Source organism: Mesorhizobium sp. M7A.F.Ca.AU.001.01.1.1 (assembly GCF_004022735.1).
In the GTDB taxonomy this organism is placed as follows: domain Bacteria; phylum Pseudomonadota; class Alphaproteobacteria; order Rhizobiales; family Rhizobiaceae; genus Mesorhizobium; species Mesorhizobium ciceri.
In genome coordinates this window covers 1-20566 of sequence record NZ_RZPF01000018.1, presented here as the reverse complement: position 1 = coordinate 20566, position 20566 = coordinate 1, and the positions used below count along the sequence as shown (strand labels likewise).

The 20566-nt window shown below is 61.9% G+C and carries 17 protein-coding genes and 2 pseudogenes; 14 read left to right on the top strand and 5 right to left on the bottom strand.

Features of this window, described 5'->3' with window-relative positions; translation table 11 throughout:
- The 9 genes and pseudogenes from EN884_RS02525 to EN884_RS02485 all read left to right on the top strand — a co-directional run.
- The coding region (locus EN884_RS02525) for a D-glycerate dehydrogenase (protein WP_164894912.1) at positions 1-681 on the top strand (681 nt) is incomplete at its 5' end.
- 78 nt (positions 682-759) lie between these two features.
- The gene (gene glyA, locus EN884_RS02520; protein ID WP_013529884.1) at positions 760-2034 is read left to right on the top strand and encodes a serine hydroxymethyltransferase; all 1275 of its coding nucleotides are present in this window, start codon (positions 760-762) and stop codon (positions 2032-2034) included.
- A 319-nt stretch (positions 2035-2353) separates the two neighbouring features.
- Positions 2354-3541, top strand: a complete 1188-nt coding sequence (locus EN884_RS02515; RefSeq protein ID WP_063168884.1) for a porin — start codon at positions 2354-2356, stop codon at positions 3539-3541.
- 456 nt (positions 3542-3997) lie between these two features.
- Positions 3998-4789, top strand: a complete 792-nt coding sequence (locus EN884_RS02510) for an AraC family transcriptional regulator (protein ID WP_013529886.1) — start codon at positions 3998-4000, stop codon at positions 4787-4789.
- A gap of 308 nt (positions 4790-5097) precedes the next feature.
- Positions 5098-5289, top strand: a pseudogene (locus EN884_RS02505) (aromatic ring-hydroxylating dioxygenase subunit alpha); the annotation flags it as partial.
- A 379-nt stretch (positions 5290-5668) separates the two neighbouring features.
- Positions 5669-6688: a BMP family protein gene (locus EN884_RS02500; protein ID WP_013529887.1), complete on the top strand. Its 1020-nt coding sequence runs from the start codon at positions 5669-5671 to the stop codon at positions 6686-6688.
- 32 nt (positions 6689-6720) lie between these two features.
- Positions 6721-8244 (top strand): ABC transporter ATP-binding protein, encoded by a 1524-nt coding sequence (locus tag EN884_RS02495; RefSeq protein ID WP_128360460.1) that lies wholly within the window; start codon positions 6721-6723, stop codon positions 8242-8244.
- Positions 8241-9317, top strand: coding sequence for an ABC transporter permease (locus tag EN884_RS02490; RefSeq protein ID WP_013529889.1), 1077 nt, complete (start codon positions 8241-8243; stop codon positions 9315-9317). The genes EN884_RS02495 and EN884_RS02490 overlap by 4 nt, the downstream gene beginning before the upstream one ends.
- Positions 9310-10242: an ABC transporter permease gene (locus EN884_RS02485; RefSeq protein WP_013529890.1), complete on the top strand. Its 933-nt coding sequence runs from the start codon at positions 9310-9312 to the stop codon at positions 10240-10242. Before EN884_RS02490 ends, EN884_RS02485 begins: the two co-directional genes overlap by 8 nt.
- A gap of 10 nt (positions 10243-10252) precedes the next feature.
- On the opposite strand, the gene EN884_RS02480 is transcribed toward EN884_RS02485, so the two are convergent.
- From EN884_RS02480 to EN884_RS02460, 5 genes are all read right to left on the bottom strand, one after another.
- Entirely contained in the window at positions 10253-11173 is a 921-nt protein-coding gene (locus tag EN884_RS02480; RefSeq protein WP_082826540.1) for an ABC transporter permease, read from the bottom strand.
- Entirely contained in the window at positions 11173-12222 is a 1050-nt protein-coding gene (locus EN884_RS02475) for an ABC transporter permease (protein ID WP_224621515.1), read from the bottom strand. Before EN884_RS02475 ends, EN884_RS02480 begins: the two co-directional genes overlap by 1 nt.
- Positions 12223-12247: 25 nt before the next feature.
- Positions 12248-13795 (bottom strand): ABC transporter ATP-binding protein, encoded by a 1548-nt coding sequence (locus tag EN884_RS02470; protein ID WP_063168881.1) that lies wholly within the window; start codon positions 13793-13795, stop codon positions 12248-12250.
- 97 nt (positions 13796-13892) lie between these two features.
- The gene (locus EN884_RS02465; protein WP_013529894.1) at positions 13893-14987 is read right to left on the bottom strand and encodes a BMP family ABC transporter substrate-binding protein; all 1095 of its coding nucleotides are present in this window, start codon (positions 14985-14987) and stop codon (positions 13893-13895) included.
- Positions 14984-15820, bottom strand: a complete 837-nt coding sequence (locus EN884_RS02460; RefSeq protein WP_024505100.1) for a GntR family transcriptional regulator — start codon at positions 15818-15820, stop codon at positions 14984-14986. Before EN884_RS02460 ends, EN884_RS02465 begins: the two co-directional genes overlap by 4 nt.
- Positions 15821-16070: 250 nt before the next feature.
- Here EN884_RS02460 and EN884_RS02455 point away from each other — a divergent pair, with 250 nt between their 5' ends.
- The 5 genes and pseudogenes from EN884_RS02455 to EN884_RS02435 all read left to right on the top strand — a co-directional run.
- Positions 16071-16928 carry an aromatic ring-hydroxylating dioxygenase subunit alpha gene (locus EN884_RS02455; RefSeq protein WP_032809603.1) on the top strand — a complete coding sequence of 286 codons (858 nt, stop codon included), beginning with the start codon at positions 16071-16073 and terminating at the stop codon, positions 16926-16928.
- 29 nt (positions 16929-16957) lie between these two features.
- Entirely contained in the window at positions 16958-17851 is an 894-nt protein-coding gene (locus tag EN884_RS02450; protein ID WP_013529897.1) for an aromatic ring-hydroxylating dioxygenase subunit alpha, read from the top strand.
- Between the two features lie 21 nt (positions 17852-17872).
- On the top strand, positions 17873-19639 hold the full coding sequence (locus EN884_RS02445; protein WP_063168880.1) for a Rieske 2Fe-2S domain-containing protein: 1767 nt from the start codon (positions 17873-17875) through the stop codon (positions 19637-19639).
- A 71-nt stretch (positions 19640-19710) separates the two neighbouring features.
- A complete protein-coding gene (locus tag EN884_RS02440; RefSeq protein ID WP_063168879.1) occupies positions 19711-20361 on the top strand; it encodes a glutathione S-transferase in 651 nt (216 codons plus the stop codon).
- Positions 20362-20419: 58 nt separating this feature from the next.
- A pseudogene (locus EN884_RS02435) lies at positions 20420-20566 on the top strand (S-(hydroxymethyl)glutathione dehydrogenase); the annotation flags it as partial.

Sequence of the window (20566 nt, the reverse complement as noted above, 5' to 3'; positions counted from 1 at the left end):
GTCCCCAACCCGCCCGCCGTGTTGACCGATGCCACCGCCGATCTCGCCATGACGCTGCTTTTGATGTGCGCGCGCCGTGCCGGAGAGGGCGAGCGCGAGCTGCGCTCCGGCAAATGGACCGGCTGGCGGCCGACGCATCTCTGCGGCACCCAGGTCAGCGGCAAGACCGTCGGCATCATCGGCATGGGAAGGATCGGCCAGGCCATGGCCAGGCGCTGTCACTTCGGCTTCGGCATGGAGGTCGTCTTCTTCGACAGCCGGCCGGTTCCCCACCCCGGCATGCCGGCGCGGCAGCTGGCGACTGTGGACGAGGTGCTGGCGGCCTCGGATTTCGTGTCGCTGCATTGTCCGGGCGGTGGCAAAAACACCCGCCTCATCAACGAACGCCGTCTTGCCCGCATGAAGAAATCAGCCTTCCTGATCAACACCGCGCGTGGCGATGTGGTGGATGAGGACGCACTGGTCCAGGCGCTGCGTGAGCGTCGGATTACTGGTGCCGGGCTCGACGTGTTCGAGACGGAGCCGTCCGTGCCGCGCGCCTTGACGGAGCGTGAAGATGTCGTGCTGCTGCCCCATCTGGGTAGCGCCACCAGCGAAACGCGCATCGCAATGGGCATGCGGGTGATCGACAATCTGTCGGCCTTCTTCGAAGGCCGCACCCCGCCTGACGCAGTGAACTAGCTCCCCGTTTCAGTTCCAACACCAGGCATGGCGACGCCGAAAACCGTGTCCGCCTTTTGCCGCCAGGAGACGAGCAGAATGACCGGCTTTTTCCAGAGGAACCTCAAGCTCCAGGATGCGGTGGTCGCCGATGCGATTGCACGCGAGATGGGCCGGCAGCGGTCCGAAATCGAGCTGATCGCATCCGAAAATATCGTTTCGCCGGCTGTGCTGGAGGCACAAGGCTCGGTGATGACCAACAAATATGCCGAGGGCTATCCGGGGCACCGCTACTACGGCGGCTGCCAATATGTCGATCTGGCCGAAGCGGCTGCCATCGACAGGGCCTGCCGGCTGTTTGGCGCGGCGCACGCCAATGTGCAGCCGCATTCCGGCGCCCAGGCCAACGGCGCGGTGATGCTCGCCATGCTGAAGCCGGGCGACACCTTCATGGGTCTGTCGCTCGCCGCCGGCGGGCATCTGACGCACGGTGCCCGGCCGACACTGTCGGGAAAATGGTTCAACGCCGTGCAATACGGCGTGCGCCAGAGCGACTGCCTTATCGACTATGAGGAGCTGGAGGCCAAGGCGCGGGAAACACGGCCAAAGCTGATTATCGCGGGTGGATCGGCCTATCCGCGCATCATCGACTTCAAGCGCATCCGGGCGATCGCCGATGCCGTCGGCGCGCTGATGATGGTCGACATGGCGCATTTCGCCGGCCTGGTCGCCGGCGGCGTGCATCCCAACCCGGTCGAGGTCGCCGATATCGTCACCACCACGACGCACAAGACGCTGCGCGGCCCGCGCGGCGGTATGATCCTGACCAACAACCAGGACATCGCCAAGAAGCTGAATTCGGCGGTGTTCCCTGGCCTGCAGGGAGGCCCGCTGATGCATGTCATTGCTGCCAAGGCCGTTGCCCTGGGTGAAGCCTTGGAGGACGGGTTCAAGACCTATGCCCGGCAGATGGTGGCGAATGCCAGAAAGCTGGCCGCGACGCTTGGCGAGCGCGGATTCGACATTGTCTCCGGCGGAACCGATACGCATCTGCTGCTGGTCGACCTGCGCGGCAAGGGCCTGTCCGGCAAGGACGCGGAGGAGGCGTTGGGCAGGGCAGGGCTGACCTGCAACAAGAACGGCATTCCTTTCGATCCGGCGCCGCCTGCCGTCACCTCCGGTATACGGCTGGGCACACCGGCCGCCACCACGCGCGGTTTCGGCGAGGGCGAGTTTGCCCGTGTCGGCAATCTCATAGCCGACGTGCTGGATGCGGTCGGAACGCAATGGGGCGCCGAACAGGAGAAGGCGGCTCGGCGGTCGGTCGAGGAGCTTTGCGAGGCATTCCCGATCTACGAGCCCAGACCCGGTTGACCGTCCGGGGAGCGCGCCACAGGCAGATACATGGCTGCCGCGGACAGGGCATTAGCCACAGATATGGTTTTGCGTAGCAGCGCCATTCGTGACGAGTTGCGCCTGTCCTAACGTCATCGCGAAATCACCGCATACATCCACCGCCAAGTTTGTCGTCCGAGCCATTTTGCAAGCAATTTCCGTCGATTGACGGAAGTGGCGCCTTCGGCTGCGGACGGCAGGAGGAGCTTGGATCCATGGGTGCGGCGTTTTCCGGGGAGCGGGTTGCCAGCCTCGAAAGATACCCTGGCTTTTTTTGATCTTTTGAATGGAGAGGAAAATGAACATCAAGAGCCTTCTTTTCGGCTCAGCTGCGGCTCTGATCGCAGTTTCCGGTGCGCACGCCGCCGACGCCGTCGTTGTTGCCGAGCCGGAACCCGCTGAATACGTCAAGATCTGCGACGTCTACGGCGCTGGTTACTTCTACATCCCCGGCACCGAAACCTGCCTGCGCATCGGCGGCTATGTCCGCTACGACGTCGGCGTGGGTGATGCCGGTTCGTTCGATGGCGTCAATCACGTTCCTGACAGCATGGGCGAAGACGACCACTCGACCTACTGGAAGAATGCCCGCTTCAACCTGAAGACCTGGACCGGCCAGGAAACCGAACTCGGCACGTTGAAGACCTACACCGAGACCCGCTTCAACTTCGGCAACAGCTTCGGCGACTATGCCAACCAGGCCACGACCAACGACAGCCGCAACAACTGGCAGGCCCGCAACACGGGCATTACGCTGAACTTCGCCTGGATCCAGCTCGGTGGTCTGCGCGTCGGTAAGGACGACCCGGCCTTCGACACCTTCATCGGTTACGCCGGCAACGTCATCAACGACACGATCGTCCCCTATGGCGGCTTCGACAGCAACGTCGTCCAGTACTACTTCGACCTCGGCAACGGTTTGTCGGGCGTGGTTTCCCTCGAAGAAGGTAGCGGCAGCGCTGGCCCGACCGGCGTCCCGCCTTTCACGTACATCAGTTCGGGTTACGACACGATCGACAGCTATGTCCCGCATGTCGTCGGCGGCGTGAAGTACACGCAGGGCTGGGGCGCGATCACGGGCGTCGCTGCTTATGACAGCACCTTCGAAGAATATGCCGGCAAGGTTCGCTTGGACGTGAACGCTTCGAGCGCTCTGTCTCTGTTCTTGATGGCCGGCTACGGCACCGACAAGAACATCGACCGCAACTTCTATAAGCAGTGGGGCGGCAACTGGGCAGTCTGGGGAGGCGGCACCTACAAGTTCAACGAGAAGACCTCGTTCAATCTCCAGGTTTCCGCTGACGATGACAAGAATTACGGTGTCGCGGCAAACGTTGCCTACGATGTCGTCCCCGGCTTCACGGTCACGGCCGAAGTTGACTATAACCACGATGGCAAGTTTGGCCAGATTGACAACCGTAACTGGGTCGGCGCTACGAAAGAGAATAGCGTCGGCGGCCTCCTCCGCTTCCAGCGCGACTTCTAGCGGATTGTTGTAGCACTTCGCCGAAATATACGAATGCTCGCTGGGCAAGCCGGCCCAGTGAGCTCATCGGGTGGCTCCTCTCAAAATGCTTGAGTCCGTACCTCCAGGACCGAAGCGCGCCGCCGATGCGAAGGGCGCCTTTGACCAAGGCGCCCTTCATTCCGGCTATGTCCACCAGTGTGATCCCACCCGAGTGACGACGACTGGCCAGCGCGGCTCGACGTCGATCTCGACAAGCCGTTGACCAGCGAGCGTTCAAGGGCGGCCTCTCTGGCCTGGCGGATCGCCTCGGCTAGCCTGGGCCTGTGCGCGTGGAAGCATCGGTCTGCCGCCATGAGCAGGTTGATTGGCGGTATCTTGCGTCACGAGGCCATAGCTTCGACAATTGGAGACGCAGCCGGAACGCGGATCGACTTCATTTGCATGGCACCGGCAGTCTGACAGGGGGAAGCCGATATGCGCCTGCCACCGATCGACCTTAGCCGCGAGAACACCTTCGGCGAACTAACCTATGAGAATGGCGGCGACTACGGGCCGATCGGTGGCGACTATCTGGCCTTCATGCTTGTCCACGTCGGATCCCTGACGCTCGAGGCGGATGACAGCGTCCTGCAACTGGAGGCAGGACAATGTGCTCTGTCGCTCACGCGTGATCGCTACATGACGTCGGTGGCGCCGGAAACGCTGACCCATGTCAGCTGGTGCGATGGCCGGCCGCAGAACGCGGCGTGGCTGTACAAGGAGCGCGAGAAGTTCGCGCCGTTCATCGTCGCCTCGCCGATGGTCCACACCCTCATGCAGTTGGGTGTTGATCTTGGCCTCGGCGAGCGTGGCGGCCGCAGTGGTGTTCGCGAGTCGCTGACCAACGCCTTGCTCCACGCCTTCATCTACGAGGCCGAGGTGATCGAGGCGGAGCGGCCGATCCCGCAGACGATCCTGCAGGCACGCCGTTTCCTCGAAGAGAACTTTGCCGCCGATCTGTCGATCGAGCGGGTGGCGCAGCAGGTGCGCGTCAGTCCGCAATATCTGGTCTCGGCGTTCAAGAAACATCTCGGCATGACGCCGGCCAAATATCTGTGGCGTTGCCGCCTCGATTACGGCACGCATCTGCTGCAGCGGACAGGACTGTCGATCAGCGAGATCGCCTACCAGGTCGGCTACAAGAACCCCTATCATTTCTCGCGGCAGGTCAAGCTGGCGTTCGACTGTTCACCGACCGAGCTCAGAGAGCAGAAGCGCAACGCCTGATGGTTGCCCACGTGCCTCCGGGTGACGAGGCAAGCATTGCCTCCAGAACCGGGCGGGTGAACTGGCGATATGCTTTCCTCAAGAGCGGACATGGCGGTTTTCCAGGCACAAATGAATTGTCGGGCAATCAGGGTTGATCCGGCGTCAGGCAACGGACCGATGTCTTGCAACCTGGTTGCCGGTCGCGCCTTGGCCAGATCCGTTCGCCGACAACAGACATTCCAGGCTGGACAGCACCATGAGCAATTTCTCTCATCTCGATCCCGTTGCGCTCAACGACTGGCATGTCGTCGCCTGTGTCGAGGAGGCGATTTCATCAGACCATCCTGGGTCAGGACAAGCCGATCCTGGAGAATCAGGTTCCGAAGAGGCTGCCGCTGGATTCCCGTTCCGAGGTGCCGATCCGCGCCGACGCCGCGTCGGCCGCCTACCGCCGCTGGCTGCGCGAAAGGGGCCTGCGTTATGGCGTCGTGGCCGGCAACGGTATCGGCGCACACTAGAGCCGGATTATTTCAGGTCGAATCGACCTGAAATCGGAATCCGCCTCTAGATCAAAGAGATAGAGCATGATGTCTGGACAAACGGTTTCCGTTTGTCCGTGAAAACCGCTTCACACTTTTCGGCACTATGCTCTAGTCATGGGCGCATTTTCGGACATGATTAATTGTGGATATGCGCGAAAGAAATCGCAGCCATTGTTAGCCGACCTTCGCCGTGGAAGTTTCGGACCTAAGCCGGAAGACCGGCTGCCAACAACGCCATGGGGACGTTGTCCAGGCGATCGCCGCCTCCAAGTAGGCAACCGGAAAAGACAAGAACATCCGGATGACGACAGGGCGGCATTGGACAGTTCTCGGACTGGAATGAGAGGATCAAGCGATGACGAATACCATTACGCGACGCACGGCAATCCTGGGCACGGCGGGCGCCCTGCTTCTGTCGGGGCTTGTACGCTCATTCGCGGATGTCCCAAAGACGCTGAAACTGGCTGTTATCCTGCAGGACCTGCCTGACGTCGGCTGGGACCGGACACTGCTCGACGCGCTTGAGCAACTGAAACAGGAAAGGCCCGAGGGGCTGGAGATTGCATGGGAACATACCGATCCGCTGTACGGAGACGATGCTGAGAACGCCATGCGTTTCTACGCAGAGAGTGGTGAATACGACATCATCTGGGGCCATGGCACCTATTCGGACCAGGTCCAGAAGCTGAGTGTCGAGTTCCCCGACCTGATGTTTGTTGTCACCGGCTCCGGCAATCACCCAGCCGGGCCAAATCAATACTGGATCTACAAGCGGCTGCATGAGCCTTCCTACCTGCTTGGGATGCTGGCTGGCCATACCACCAAGACAGGCATGGTTGGCATCGTCGGCACCTTTCCAGCCAATGACGTCAACGACCAGATCAATGCGTTCTTCGAGGGTGCAAAGTCGATCAGGCCGGACATCCAGCATCGGCTTTCGTTCATCGGCTCGTGGTCCGACAATGCGCTGGCGGCTGAGCATGCCAATGTGCAGATCGCGGCCGGCGCCGACGTCGTTTTCATGCTGACCGACAATTTCAAGCCCTGCCAGGAGCACAAGATCATGTGCTTCGCCAACATCAACGACCAGAGCAAGGTCGCGCCCGACGCCATTGCGTCCAGCGCCATCATCAGCTGGAAGCCCGATCTCAACTGGATCATCGGCGAATGGCTGAAACACAAGGCCGGTGCGCAATTCAATGGCAACGCCGAACCGAAATGGTTTTCGATGGCCGAAGGCGGCACCGACATCGCACCCTATCATGATTTCGACGGCAAGATCCCGCAGGCGGTGAAGGGCGAAATATCTGCCAAGCGGCAGGAGATTCTTTCCGGCAAGTTTGTCGTTCCGCTCAACACCGCCGAGGTGAAGTAAGACACATCAACCAGGCAGCCCGGTGCGACCCAATGGAAGACCTGCTGAACGTTCAGAACCTTACCAAGCGATTTGGCAGCGTCATTGCCAATGACGGGGTTAATCTCGATATCCGCAAGGGTGAGATCCACTGCCTTTTCGGTGAAAACGGGGCAGGCAAGTCGACGCTGTCGTCCTGCCTCTACGGCTACTACAAAGCCGATAGCGGCGAGATACGCTTCAAGGGCGAGGTGGTGGAATTGAGCTCTCCCGCCGATGCCTTGCGGTTAGGCATCGGCATGGTTCACCAGCATTTCGTGCTGGTGTCGAACTTCACCGTGCTCGAAAACATCATCGTCGGCAGTGCCGATGTCGGGTTGCTGCTGAGGAAGGCCGATGCCCGCCGCAGGGTTCTCGGCCTCTGCAGGGACTGCGGCATCGACATCGACCTCGATCGCGAAATCTGGCAATTGTCGGTCGGTGAACAGCAATGGGTGGAAATCCTCAAAGCACTCTATTTCGGTGCCGAGCTGCTGATCCTGGACGAACCGACGGCGGTCCTGACGCCGCAGCAATCCGACCAGCTCTTCGTCATCCTTGATGGGATGCGCAAGCGTGGATTGTCGATTGTCCTGATCAGTCACAAGCTGCGCGAGGTGATGCAATCCGACAGGGTCACCATCCTGCGCAAAGGCAAGGTCGTCGCTACGGTGGACACCGCCAATACGACAGCCGAGGCGATTACCGCCCTCATGGTCGGGCACAAGGTGACGAAAAACGTCAGGGACAATTCCGTCACGCCGGCGGGAGAAATCCTCTCGGTCGAAAAGGTGTCGGCGGTTGGCGAATGGGGCGAGGATGTCCTCAAGGACGTGACGTTTACCGTCGCCGCCAACGAGGTTCTCGGGCTGGCTGGCGTTGCCGGCAACGGCCAGAAGGAACTGTTCGAGGTACTGATGGGAGTCCGCGCGCTTCAATCGGGCGGTTTCTCGCTGGAAGGAAGCCCGGTCACCGCGCCGACGTCTCGCCAGATTCTCGACAGCGGCGTGGGTTTCATTCCGGACGATCGTTTCCTCGAAGGGTTGATCCCGGAGTTCGGAACCGCCGAAAACCTTGTCCTCGGCTGGCAGCGATCGCCGGAATATTGTCGTGGTCCGTTCCTCGATCGCCGCAAACTGGCTGAGTTGGCGAGGCGCAAGATCGACGAATACAAGGTCGCGACCGCCTCGGCGGACCTCCCGGTGGAGCGACTGTCGGGGGGCAACGCGCAGCGTGTCATTCTTGCCCGCGAGTTCCAGCATGCGCGGCGGCTGTTGCTGGCCAACCAGCCGACGCGAGGGCTCGACGTTGCGGCCTCCGAATTCGTCTACGAGAAAATCCTGGAAAAGCGGGCCGCGGGCTTTGCGATCCTCCTGGACTCAGAGGAACTCGAAGACCTGCTGCGCCTTTGCGATCGCATAGCGGTCATGTTCAAGGGCCGGATCATGGGCATCGTGCGACCCGAGGAGACCAGCCTCCTCGAACTTGGAATGATGATGGCAGGCGATGCCAGCCAGCTTACGCAGGGAATTCAATGATTTCATTTCAACGACGCTCGGGCAGCAGCCTGGGATGGAACGTCGTCTGCTATTCGGCGGCGATATCAGGTGCTCTCCTGGCTTCCGCTGTTTTGCTGAGGCTTTCCGGCGGCGATCCTGCAAGGGCCTTCACGGCCCTGATCGTCGGCGCATTCGGCAGCCAAGGCGCATTGCTCGGTTCGCTGGCGAAGGCGACCCCGCTGTTGCTTGTCGGGCTGGGCACGGTGTTCGCATTCAGGGCCAAGATCTGGAACATCGGCCAGGAGGGGCAGGTGTTCGCCGGCGCGATGGCCGCCTATTGGGTGAGTTTCTGGATAGCGCCATTGCCAGGCTGGCTGGCCGTCTGCACACTCGCGCTGGCCGGAATGGCGGGCGGCGGCGTGCTCGGCCTGTTGGCCGGCGCACTGAAAACCAGGTTCGGCACCAGCGAGATCATTTCGACGGTGATGCTGAATTACGTCGTCATGTACCTGCTCGCCTACCTTCTCGATGGCGGCCCCTGGATGGCGACAGGCGTGACCGTATCCTATCACCAGTCGCCGCCCATCGATCCAAGTCTGGAGTGGCCGATCCTCTTGGCTGTTGGGGCGGGAAAGCTGCATGTCGGCTTCCTGTTCGCTCTCGCCGCCTCGGCATTCGCAGCGGTGCTGCTCGACAAGACGTCGCTGGGCTACGAAATCCGCGCGTTCGGCTCAAACCCGACCGCGCTGACGTTTCGCGGCACCAATGTGCGCCGGCTTCTGCTGACCGTCATGCTGATGTCGGGGGCCCTGGCGGGACTGGCTGGCGCCGGCGAGCTTTTCGGTGTCTCGCACCGGCTGCGTGCCGAGACGCTGCTTGGCATCGGCAGTTCGGGGATCGTCGTTGCCATGGTGGGAGGACTGCGCCCGAGCGGCGTGATGATCGCCGCCCTGTTCTTCGGCGCGCTGGAAAGCGGCACGATCTACATGCGGCTGAAGAGTGGCACGCCGGCAGGCCTGGTGTCGGCGATGGAAGGGCTGGTGCTTTTGTTCTTTCTCAGTGCCGCCGTCGCAACGCGCCTTCAGATCGTGAGGAGGGAAGTCCATGCTTGAGCTGCTGCAGGGCCCGCTTCTGATAAGCCTCCTGGCGGCGATGGTCCGCATTGCCACGCCATTGCTTTTTTCGGCAATGGGCGAACTTGTCACGCAGCGCGCGGGCATCTGGAACATCGCTGTCGAAGGCACCATGCTGATTGGCGCCATTGTCGCCTACATGGTTGCCTCGACAACCGGATCGCCTTGGCTGGCTCTGGCGATAGCCATCCTGGCCTGCGCCGCGAGCAGCCTGATCATGTCGTTCGTCACGATTGTTTTGAAGGCCGAGCAATTCGTAGCCGGCCTTGCCCTTAATCTCCTGGCATCGGGCGTGACGCTGTTCTGGTTCCAGGCCTATATTGGCGGTCGCGAGGCGCCGACCTTCATCGGCTTCGACCAGGTTCCGATCCCCTATCTGTCGGATATTCCAATCCTGGGACCGGTGCTGTTTTCCCAACGCCTGCTGACCTATGTCAGCTTCCTGGTGCCCATCCTCGTCTGGTTCTTTCTCTACCGAACGAAATACGGCCTTGAGGTGCGCTGTGTCGGCGAAAATCCGAAGGCGCTTGACGTCAAGGGCCTGCACGTCGGCCTCAGGCAGTGCCTCGCGATCATGTTCGGCAGCATGATGTCCGGCTTCGGCGGCGCCTTCCTGATGCTTGGCTATTCGGACAAGTTCGTTCCCGATCTCATTGCCGGCCGCGGCTGGCTGGTCGTGGTCGCGATCATCGCCGGCAACTGGATGCCGTTCCGGATCGTTGGAGCGATCTTCATCTTCGCGTTTCTGGAGGCGTTGGGCATCCATGCGCAAGTGGTGGGGATTCCTGTCCCCCACCAGCTGTTCCTCGTCTTGCCCTATGTGGCGTCACTTGTGCTGCTTGCGGGCTTGCGGTCGCGCACCCATCAGCCCGTGGCGCTCGGCATTCCCTACAACAGGGAATAGACCCTGCTGCTCAACCCGCCGGACGGAAAGGCTTTGCTAGCGAAGCCGGGAAGTGCAGCGCCAGCATTTGCCGGTTTCGCGAGATCAGCACCAGAACGATGATTGTCGCGAGATAGGGCAGGGCCGAGAGCAGTTCGGACGGCACTTCCAGTCCGAGCGCCTGTCCCTGCAGCTGGAGGATCGTCATGCCGCCGAACAGCCAGGCGCCAAGCAGGATGCGCAGCGGGCGCCATGTGGCGAAAACCACCAGCGCCAGTGCGATCCAGCCTTTGCCGGCAGTCATGTTCTCGACCCAGAGCGGTGTGTAGGCGACGGACAGATAGGCGCCCGCCAGGCCAGCCATCGCCCCGCCAAACAACACGGCCATGTAGCGGATCCTGATCACGGGATAGCCGATCGCATGCGATGTCTGCGGTGACTCGCCGATCGTTCGCAAGATCAGCCCGGCCTTCGTGCGGTAGAGAAACCAGCTGATGGCAGCGAACATCACCAGAGCTAGGTAGACCATCGGATCGAAGCGGAAGAGCAACGGACCGATCAGCGGCAGATCGGACAGAACAGGGACGTTGATGCCGTGCAGCGCCTCGATAGGCTCGCTGCCGAAGCCGCGGCCAAGGAAGGCCGACACGCCGGAACCGAAGATGGCCAGCGCCAGTCCGGCCGCATATTGATTGGTGAGGAAGGTCAGTGCCAGAACGCCGAACAGCAGCGAGGCGGCGGCACCTGCCAGGGCGCCGGCCAGGATCGCAACCGGCATTGGATAGCCTGCGGTTACGGCCCAGAAAGCCAATGCCGCGCCCATCAGCATCATGCCTTCGATGCCAAGGTTAAGCACGCCGGACTTCTCGACCACCAGTTCGCCGAGTGCCGCGAATATCAGCGGCGTGGCGGCGATGACGGTGCCGGTGAAGATGGCGATGATCAAGTCCATCAGGCTGTCTCCAGCGCGTGCGTGTCTCGGGCCGGCCGTATCAGGCGGATGCGATAAAAAATGAAGAAGTCGGCGGCGAGCAGGAAGAACAGAAGAATGCCCTGGAAGATGCGCGTCAGCGCCGAGGGCAGGCCCAGCGTCATCTGCACGCCTTCGCCGCCGAGGAAAAGCAGCGACATCAACAGCCCGCCAAGCACGATGCCGAAGGCGTTCAGCCGGCCGATGAAGGCGACGATGATGGCCGCGAAACCGTAGCCGGGCGAAATCTGCGGCGAGAGCTGGCCGAGCGGCCCGGCGGCTTCCGCCATGCCGGCGATGCCGGCGGCCGCACCACCCGCCATCAGCCCGATCCAGACGGCGGCAGATTCGCGAAAGCCGGCATAGCGGGCGGCAAGCGGTGCCGCTCCGCTCACCGACATCTTGTAGCCAAGGAAGCTGCGGTCAGTGAACAGCCACATCACGAACACGGCGACGACGGTGATGAAGATCGAAGGGTTGAGCCGATAGGCCGGGTCGAAGGATTCGAACAGGGCGGCTGTCGGCAGAAGTGCCGTCTGCGGGTAGTTGAAACCGGCCGGATCGCGCCACGGTCCATGCACGAGATAGGACAGGAACAGCGTCGCGATGTAGGTCATCATCAGCGTGACCAGGATCTCGTTGGTGTTCATGCGGGCGCGCAGGAAGGCAGGGATCGCCGCCCATGCCATGCCGGCGCCCATGCCGGCAACGAACATCAACGGCAACAGCAGCACGCTGTCCGGGTTCGGCCAGAAAAGACCGACGCCGCTCGCCGCAATCGCGCCCATGGTGAACTGGCCCTCGGCGCCGATGTTCCAGACATTGGCGCGGAAGCCGATAGCCAGCCCACACGCAATGAGGATCAGCGGCGAAGCCTTGAGCAGCCATTCCGACAAACCGTTGAGGGAATTCAACGGCTCGACAAAGAAGGCGTAGAGCGTCGGCAGCGGATCGTGTCCGAGCGAGGCAAAAAAGATCGAGCCGACGACCAGCGTCAAAACCGACGCCAGCACCGGCGCCGCGACGCGCATTGTTGCCGAAGGCTCCGGCCTTTGTTCAATCCTGAAGCGCAACGTCGCCACTCCCAATTGCCATTTGATCCGTGCTCATCGTTCGACCGGTCATCAGCAGCCCGACCTCTTCGCGGTCGGTCGTCTTGCGTACCAGCGGCGGTGACACGCGCCCCTGGCAGATCACCAGAAGCCGGTCACAAATCTCGAACAGCTCGTCGAGTTCTTCGGAGACGACGAGCACCGCCGCGCCGGCGCGGCTGAGGTCGACGATGGTCTGGCGGATGAAGGCGCTGGCGCCGACATCGACGCCCCAGGTCGGCTGGGAGACAAGCAGAAGCTTCGGCTCGAGCGCGATCTCACGGCCGACGATGAATTTCTGCAGATTGCCGCCCGACAGGCTTTGCGCCGTCGAAGCCGGACCGTTGGCCTTGACCTTGAACCTGTCGATGATGCCAGCTGCGAAGGCGCTGGCTTTGCGCCGGTCGACCAGGCCGTTGCGGACGGTGCCGAAGCGATGGGCGGTCAGAACCGCGTTCTCCCACAGCGTATGCGACGGTACCGCGCCACGGCCCAGCCGTTCCTCGGGAACGAAGGCGAGACCGAGCTTACGGCGCTCGTCGGCACGAAGGCGAGCGGCAGCGGTACCGCAAATCCTGATCGCGTCGTTGTTGTGATGCGTGCGTTCGCCGCTGAGCAAGGCGATAAGCTCCGCCTGGCCGTTTCCGGACACTCCCGCCAGTCCGACGATTTCCCCGCCATGAACGTTGAAGGAGACGTCCTTCAGATCCACGCCGAAATGGTCTCTTGCCTTGACCGAAAGGTTGTTGACCTCGAGCACTGGCTTCTCGCTCGGGGTCGGCGGGCTGACATGCATTTCCGGCAGCTTCGAGCCGACCATCATGCGGGCGAGCTCGAGCGAGGTCGTCTCTTTCGGCCGAGCGGTGCCGGTGACCTTGCCGTTGCGCAGCACGGTTGCGGTGTCACAGAGCTCCTGCACCTCGTCGAGCTTGTGGCTGATGTAGACGATGCTGCAGCCTTCAGCGGCGAGTTGTCGAAGCGTCTCGAACAGCTTGACCACCGCCTGTGGCGTCAGCACGGAAGTCGGCTCGTCGAGGATCAGAAGCTTGGGCGCCTGCAGCAGGCAGCGCACGATCTCGACGCGCTGCCGCTCGCCGACAGAGAGGTCATGCACCTGGCGATGCGGATCGATCGGCATACCGTAGCGAAGCGAAAGCTCGCGGATCTTGGCGGCAAGCGAGGGCAGATCGAAGGCGCTGCTTGCCGAGAGCGCAATGTTCTCGACCACTGAAACGGATTCGAACAGCGCGAAGTGCTGGTAGACCATCTCGATGCCGAGCGCGCGCGACGTCGCCGGGTTGTGCGCCGCGATCGGATTGCCGTCGCAGAAGATCTCGCCGGAATCGGCCTGCGCCGCGCCATAGATGATCTTCATCAGGGTCGATTTGCCGGCGCCGTTTTCGCCCAGCACGGCGTGGATTTCGCCGGGCTGGATAGACAGCGAGACCTCGTCATTGGCGACGACGCCGGGATAGCGTTTGCGGATGTTGCGCAGTTCTAGACGCGGATGCATGGCGGGTCCTGCCGTGGCGTGAAGCGAGGTTGGACGGGAACCAGGCAGGGAGACGCCGAAGGTCGGTCTCGGCGCCTCCCTGGTTCTTTGATGGCGTTCAGCTCAGCTTGCCGATCATGCCTTTGACGAACCAGTTCATGCCGCGAACATCGTCATCGGCCAGGACGGAGCCTGCAGCGACCTTGAGGTTGCCGGCCTGGTCCTTCAACTCGCCGCCATAGGGGTGCACCTTGCCGCTGCCGATGTCGGCCTCGAGCTGCTTCAGCTTGGCCTTGGTGTCGGCCGGTATGCCGTCATTGTAGGGCGCCATCTTCACGACGCCCGCTGCCAGTCCATCCCAGCGCACTTCCGGCTTCCAGGTGCCGGCGGCGACGGCCTTGGCGGCGCCGACATAGTCGCTGGTCCAGTCGAGGACAAAGGACGTCAGCTGTTTGCCCGAAGCGAACTTGGCCATGTCGCTGGCGTAGCCGATCGACCAGGCGCCGCCTTCACCCGCGACCTGGACGCCCGTCGCCGTGTCGGTCATCGAGCAGATGACGTCGCAGCCTTGCGAAAGCAGCGTCTTGGCGGCCTCCTTCTCCTTGCCCGGATCGAACCAGGAATTGAGGAAGATGGCGTTGCAGGTGGCGTTCGGATTGACGCTTTGCGCACCGAGCAGCAGCGCGTTGGCCGGGCCGACGATATCCGGAATCGGAAAGCCGCCGATGAAACCAATCTTGCCCGATTTCGACATGTAGCCGCCGGCCGCGCCGGCGACGAAAGTGCCCTCGTAATATTTGGCTTCAAAGGTACCCAGATTGGCAAGGTGGACGATGCCGGAGCAATGTTCGAAAGCCACCTTGGGGAACCGCGGCGCCACTTTCTGCATGGGCGTTCCGTGCGAAAAGCTGGTGCCGAAGATCAGTTTGTTGCCGGCGCTGGCCAGCTCGCGGAAAATGCGCTCCGCATCCTGCGGCATGAAGATGTTGTCGATGACGGTGAGTTCGGCCTTGTCGCCGAACGCGGCTTTGATCGCCTCGACGCCAAGGCTGTGCTGCTTGGTCCAGCCGATTTCGGCGATCGGCGAGACGTAGACGACGCCGATCTTGAGCACCTCTTGAGCCTTGGCGACCGTGCTCAGCCCTCCGGCACCGAGCGCAGCACCCAGCGCACCGCTGTATTTCAGGAATCCGCGTCTTGTCAGGTCGTTCATGTCGGTAACCCTCTGTTGGTTTTTTTGGTTGATGCCCGGCTTGTCGATGCCCGGTCTTTGTTAGGGAGATGGACGTGCGCGTGCACCGCGCCGTCGCCATTCCCGGATGGTTTTGCCTGCCTCAATCCAGCCGATATCGTCGCTCCGTCGGCCTTGCCGTCGAGATAGGGTGCGAGCGCTTCGGCAGGCGTCATCTCCGGAAACACGTCGCGATCCATGATATAGCCGCGCACCACGGTGCGGTGATGCGTGTCGATCAGGTCCATGGCCTGTTTCAGGCGGCCCTTTTCCAGGAGGTCGACGACCCTCGAATGATCGTCGAGCAGATTGCAATAGTCGAAATCGGCTGAAATGAGCGAGCGCAGCAGCGTCGTGCGGCGCACCAGCTGGGCATGGATTTCCTGCATCACCTTGTTGCGGCTAAGGCGCACGAACACCGTGTGGAATTCCTGGCCGAGCACGTCGGCCAGCGCATCGTTGCCGGCGGCGACTGCCTGGCGCTGGCGTTCGACATGCTGGCGCAGCTCGGCCCATCCGGCGGGGCCAAGGCGATCGCTGAGCTGGGCCGCCACCCCCTGTTCGACAAGGGTCAGCGCGTCGTAAATCTCCATTGCCTCCTGCATGCTTGGCCTGGCGACGAAGGCGCCGCGGTTGCGCTCGATCTGCGCCAGCCCGTCATCGGCGAGCCGTATCAGGGCCTGACGCACCACGATGCGGCTGACATCGAATATCTCGGCAAGCTCGCGCTCGCCGAGCTTGCAGCCGGGCACCAGCCGATGGTCGATGATGGCGCGGGTCAGCGTGTCCGCGATCGTCTGGGAGCGGCTGCTCAAGGCACGGTTCTCCGCCTTTGCGACGACATGATCAGCAGGCTTTCCATGATGAAGACATGACGCTTCGGGATGTGCCATATCCCAGGTTCAGGTTTTCCATATCGGAATTCAATCATCATAGTCTGTCAACACAAAAAATGATTTTGGCTGACAAAAAATCATTGATTGGTATCCAATCTTGTGATTTCGTCATTGCGAAACGTCAGGCTAGGTTCGTGGTGAAGGGCTAGCCGAGTTGGGAGGGATGCCGATGGCAACCCGTTGCGTCGACCGCGAGCTTCTGAACGACTGGCATATCGTCGCTGACCAGGAATCGCTCAGCCAGGATGTGCCCTTTTCGACCCGTCTGCTTGGGGTCGATCTCGTCGTTCGAAAACATTCAAACAAGATCGAAGTCGTTCGCAACGATACCGGCGACGTGTTGAAGAGCGCCGAGCGCTATGGCTTCGTCTGGACCTGTCTGGACAAACCCTGGCGCGACATCATCTACATCCCCGAGGCCAACGAGGCGGATCGACATCTGGTCAGCGGCGGCTCGATCGCGGTCAAGGTGTCGGGCCTTCGCGCCGTCGAGAATTTTCTCGACATGGGGCATTTCCCCTTCATCCACACAGGCTGGCTCGGCGAGGAGCCGCATACCGAGGTCGTGCCTTACAAGGTGGAAATCACGCCCCAGGACGAGGTGCTGGCGACCGAATGCAAATTCTACCAGCCCATCGCGTCGCCGACCGCGAAGGAAGGGTTCGTCGTCGAGTACATCTACAAGGTGATCCGGCCCTATACGGTGGCGCTCTACAAGAGCAATCCGATCCAGAAGGGGAGGCTGGATGTCATCACGCTGTTCGTGCAGCCGGTCGACGAGGAGAACTGCGTCGCGCATCCCTATCTCTGCTACCTCAAGGAGGGCATGGATGCGGCGACGGTGCGCAGTTTCATGCAATTGATCTTCGCGCAGGACAAGCCGATCCTGGAAAACCAGGTCCCCAAGCGCCTGCCGCTCGATCCGCGCGCCGAGACGCCGATCCGCGCCGATGCCGTCTCGGTTTCCTATCGGCGCTGGCTGCGTGACAGGGCGGTCACCTATGGTGCGATACCGGCACAGATCTGATGACGTCCGAGGGTATTTGAAGGGATAACATGATGACGAAATGCGCTGATCCCGTGATCCTCAATCTCTGGCATCCCGTGGGCGCCATCGCGGAAGCTGCTCCCGGCGCCGTCCAGGAGACCGTTCTGCTCGAGGAGCGCCTCAGCTTTGCGGTGGACGCGGATGGCGAGCCCGTCGTCTGGCGCTCGCGTCCCGATGTGCAAAGGGCTGACCATATTCCACCCGCCGACAGGCTGCCTGCAATAAGCGCCTATGGCTATGTCTGGACTTCGCTCGGGTCGCCGCCGGCCGAGCTGTTCCCGATCCCCGAATATCAAGAGCCGGACCGCCGCAAGCTCAATGCGGCAACGTTCGGCGTCAACGTCTCGGCGCCACGCGCCATCGAGAACTTTCTCGACATGGGCCACTTCCCCTATGTGCATACCGACATACTCGGCGTCGAGCCGCATACCGAAGTCAAGGAATACGACGTCGAGATCTCCGTCGATCGCGACGAGATCCTGGCCACGCGCTGCCGCTTCTTCCAGCCGATGGCGTCGACGGCGTCCGATGGCGGCGCCGACGTCGACTACGTCTATCGCGTGCCGCATCCCTATTGCTCGGTGCTCTATAAATCGAGCCCGGTCGACGAGACCCGGCGCGATGTCATCGCCGTCTTCCTGCAGCCGGTCGACCAGGAGCATGTGCGCGCCCACATGCTGCTTTGCGTGCTCGACGAAGACAATGAAGACAAGGTGATCAAGCGTTTCCAGCAGACGATCTTCGGCCAGGACAAGCCGATCCTGGAAAACCAGGTGCCGAAGCGCCTGCCGCTCGATCCGCGCGCCGAGACGCCGATCCGCGCTGACAAGTCGGCCATCGCCTACCGGCGCTGGCTCAGCCAGAAGGGCGTGACCTACGGGGTCATCCCGGCTGCAGCCTGACAGACATTTTGGAGACGATTGATGTTGGAAGAAGCCAGAAGCCGGTGGCATCCGATCGCCGCTGCCCATGATTTGCCGTTTCGCCACGTTTTCCACGGCCAGTTGCTGGGCCGGGAATTCGCCGTGTGGCGGGCCGATGACGGTTACGTCAACATCTGGGAGAACCGCTGCCTGCATCGCGGCGTCAGGCTGTCGATCGGCATCAATGACGGGCGCGAACTGAAATGCCAGTATCACGGCTGGCGTTATTCGAACCGCACCGCTGGCTGCACCTATATCCCGGCTCATCCGGCCGATGCACCCGCCCGCACCATCACCAACCGCACTTTTCCGGCGGTCGAACGTTATGGCTTGGTCTGGTCCTCGGAAGAGCCGCGCGGGGAGGTGCCTGAGATTGCCGGCCTCGCCGAAGACAAGCTCCTCGCCTTGCGCGGCATCGCGGTCAACGCGCCGGCCGACAAAGTCGTCGAGAGGCTGAGAGCCTATCGCTTTCAACCCAACGGAGCGATCGACGGCGAGGGCGCCGACATTCTCGTCGAAGCCGCCCAGGATTTCGCTGTGGCGCTTCGCTCGCGAGCCAGCGGCGCCGAGACGCAGGGCGTTTTCTTCGTGCAGCCGGTCGATTCCAACCGTTCGGTGATCCGCGGCGTGCTCGATCAGGAGGCCGAGGGCGCCGCGCGCATTGCCATTCTGCGTCACCACAATGAGCGGCTTTCCAAGCTGCGCGACGAGGTCGAGCGCGACGTGGCGAACGCGCCGGCGCCGGCGCCGCTCGAGCCGGTCTACGAACGGGTCTCGGCCGAACTCGCCGAAATGCCTGAGGTGACCACGCATGGCCGCAAGGCTGCGCTGCGTGTCAGCGTGGCCAGAAAATGGCAGACCGCCGACGGGATCGCAGGCTTCGAGCTTCGTCCGATCAAGGGCATCCTGCCGACGTTCCAGCCTGGAGCTCATATCGACGTCCACATGCCCAATGGCGAGATCAGGCAGTATTCGATCACCAACGGTCCTGGTGAAACCGACAGCTTCACCATCGGCGTCAAGCTGGAACGGGACTCCAAGGGTGGCTCGAAATGCATGCATGAGACGGTGCGAGAGGGCGACGTGCTGGCGATTTCCGAGCCACGCAACAACTTCCCGCTGCGCCGCGATGCGATCAAGACGCTGTTCGTCGCCGGCGGCATCGGCATCACGCCGCTGCTCGCCATGGCGCAGGCGCTGAAGAACCAGGAGCTTGCGCACGAGCTGCATTATTTCGCGCAAGGCGAGGAACACCTCGCCTTTGCCGATCGGCTGAAGCATCTCGGCGATGCGCTGAAGCCGCATCTCGGCCTCTCGCCCGACGCGACCGGCGCCGAGCTTCGACAACTCCTCGCCGGTTATCGCAATGGCATGCATCTCTACATCTGCGGCCCGGGACCGATGCTGGAAGCCGCGCGCAAGATCGCGGCCGAGCAGGGCTGGCCGGATAGCGCCGTCCATTTCGAGTACTTCAAGAACACCAACAAGATCGACGACAGTTCGAGCTTCGAGGTCGCGCTGGCGCGCTCCTGCGTCACGCTTCAGGTGCCGGCGGGCAAGACGATCATGCAGGTCATGCGCGAAAGCGGCATCGATGTTCCGTCGTCTTGCGAGCAAGGCGCCTGCGGCACTTGCGTGGCGACGGTGATCGAGGGCGAACCGGACCATCAGGACGTCTACCTCAACGATGCCGAGAGGAAGGCCGGAACCAAGATCATGACCTGCGTTTCGCGCGCCAAATCGGCACGCCTCGTGCTGGACATCTAACTGTTTGTTTTACGCAATTCCGGACGGAAAACCGTTACACACTTTTCCTGGAATTGCTTTAGGAGCCGCCGATGATCACGCTTTACGACTACGAACTGTCGGGCAATTGCTACAAGCTGCGGCTGCTGATGAGTTTTCTCGGCATCGACTACAAGACCGTGCCGGTCGACTTCTACCCCGGCCGCGAACACAAGTCGGAATGGTTCCTGAAACTCAATCCGCTTGGCCAGCTGCCGGTCATCGAGGATGAAGAGCTGATCTTGCGCGATGCCCAAGCGATCCTTGTCTATCTCGCCTCGAAATACGATCCGTCGGGCACCTGGTATCCGCGGGACAATCCCGCTCTGCTGGGCGAGATCAGCCAGTGGCTGGCCTTTGCAGACGGTATCACTTCGACGGCGTCGGCCGCCCGCCTGCACGATGCGCTGTTTTATGACTTCGATATCGACGCCGCGCGTGCCGGCGCGCATCGCCTTTTCCGTATCCTCGACGAGCATCTGTGGTTCGGCGAACAGCAGGGCCGCAACTGGATCTGTTCGGCCAGTCACCCGACCATCGCCGACATCGCCTGTTTTCCTTACATCATCCTGTCGGAGGAAGGCGGTGTTCCGCGCCAGGACTATCCGGCTATTCGGCGCTGGTGCGACCGTGTCAAGCGCATCAAGGGCTTCACCGTCATGTCGGGTGTGTTTCCCGCCGGCCCCGGCAAGATCGCCGCATAGTCTGATCATAAGCGCCGCGTTCTGGCCCGGCAAAATAGAGATTTGGGAGAGAAAAAGAATGAAAACCCGCGCCGCTGTCGCTGTCGCCGCCGGAAAGCCGCTGGAGATCATGGAGGTCGACCTCGAGGGCCCGCGCGAGGGCGAAGTGCTGGTCGAGATCAAGGCGACAGGCATTTGCCACACCGACGAATTCACACTGTCGGGC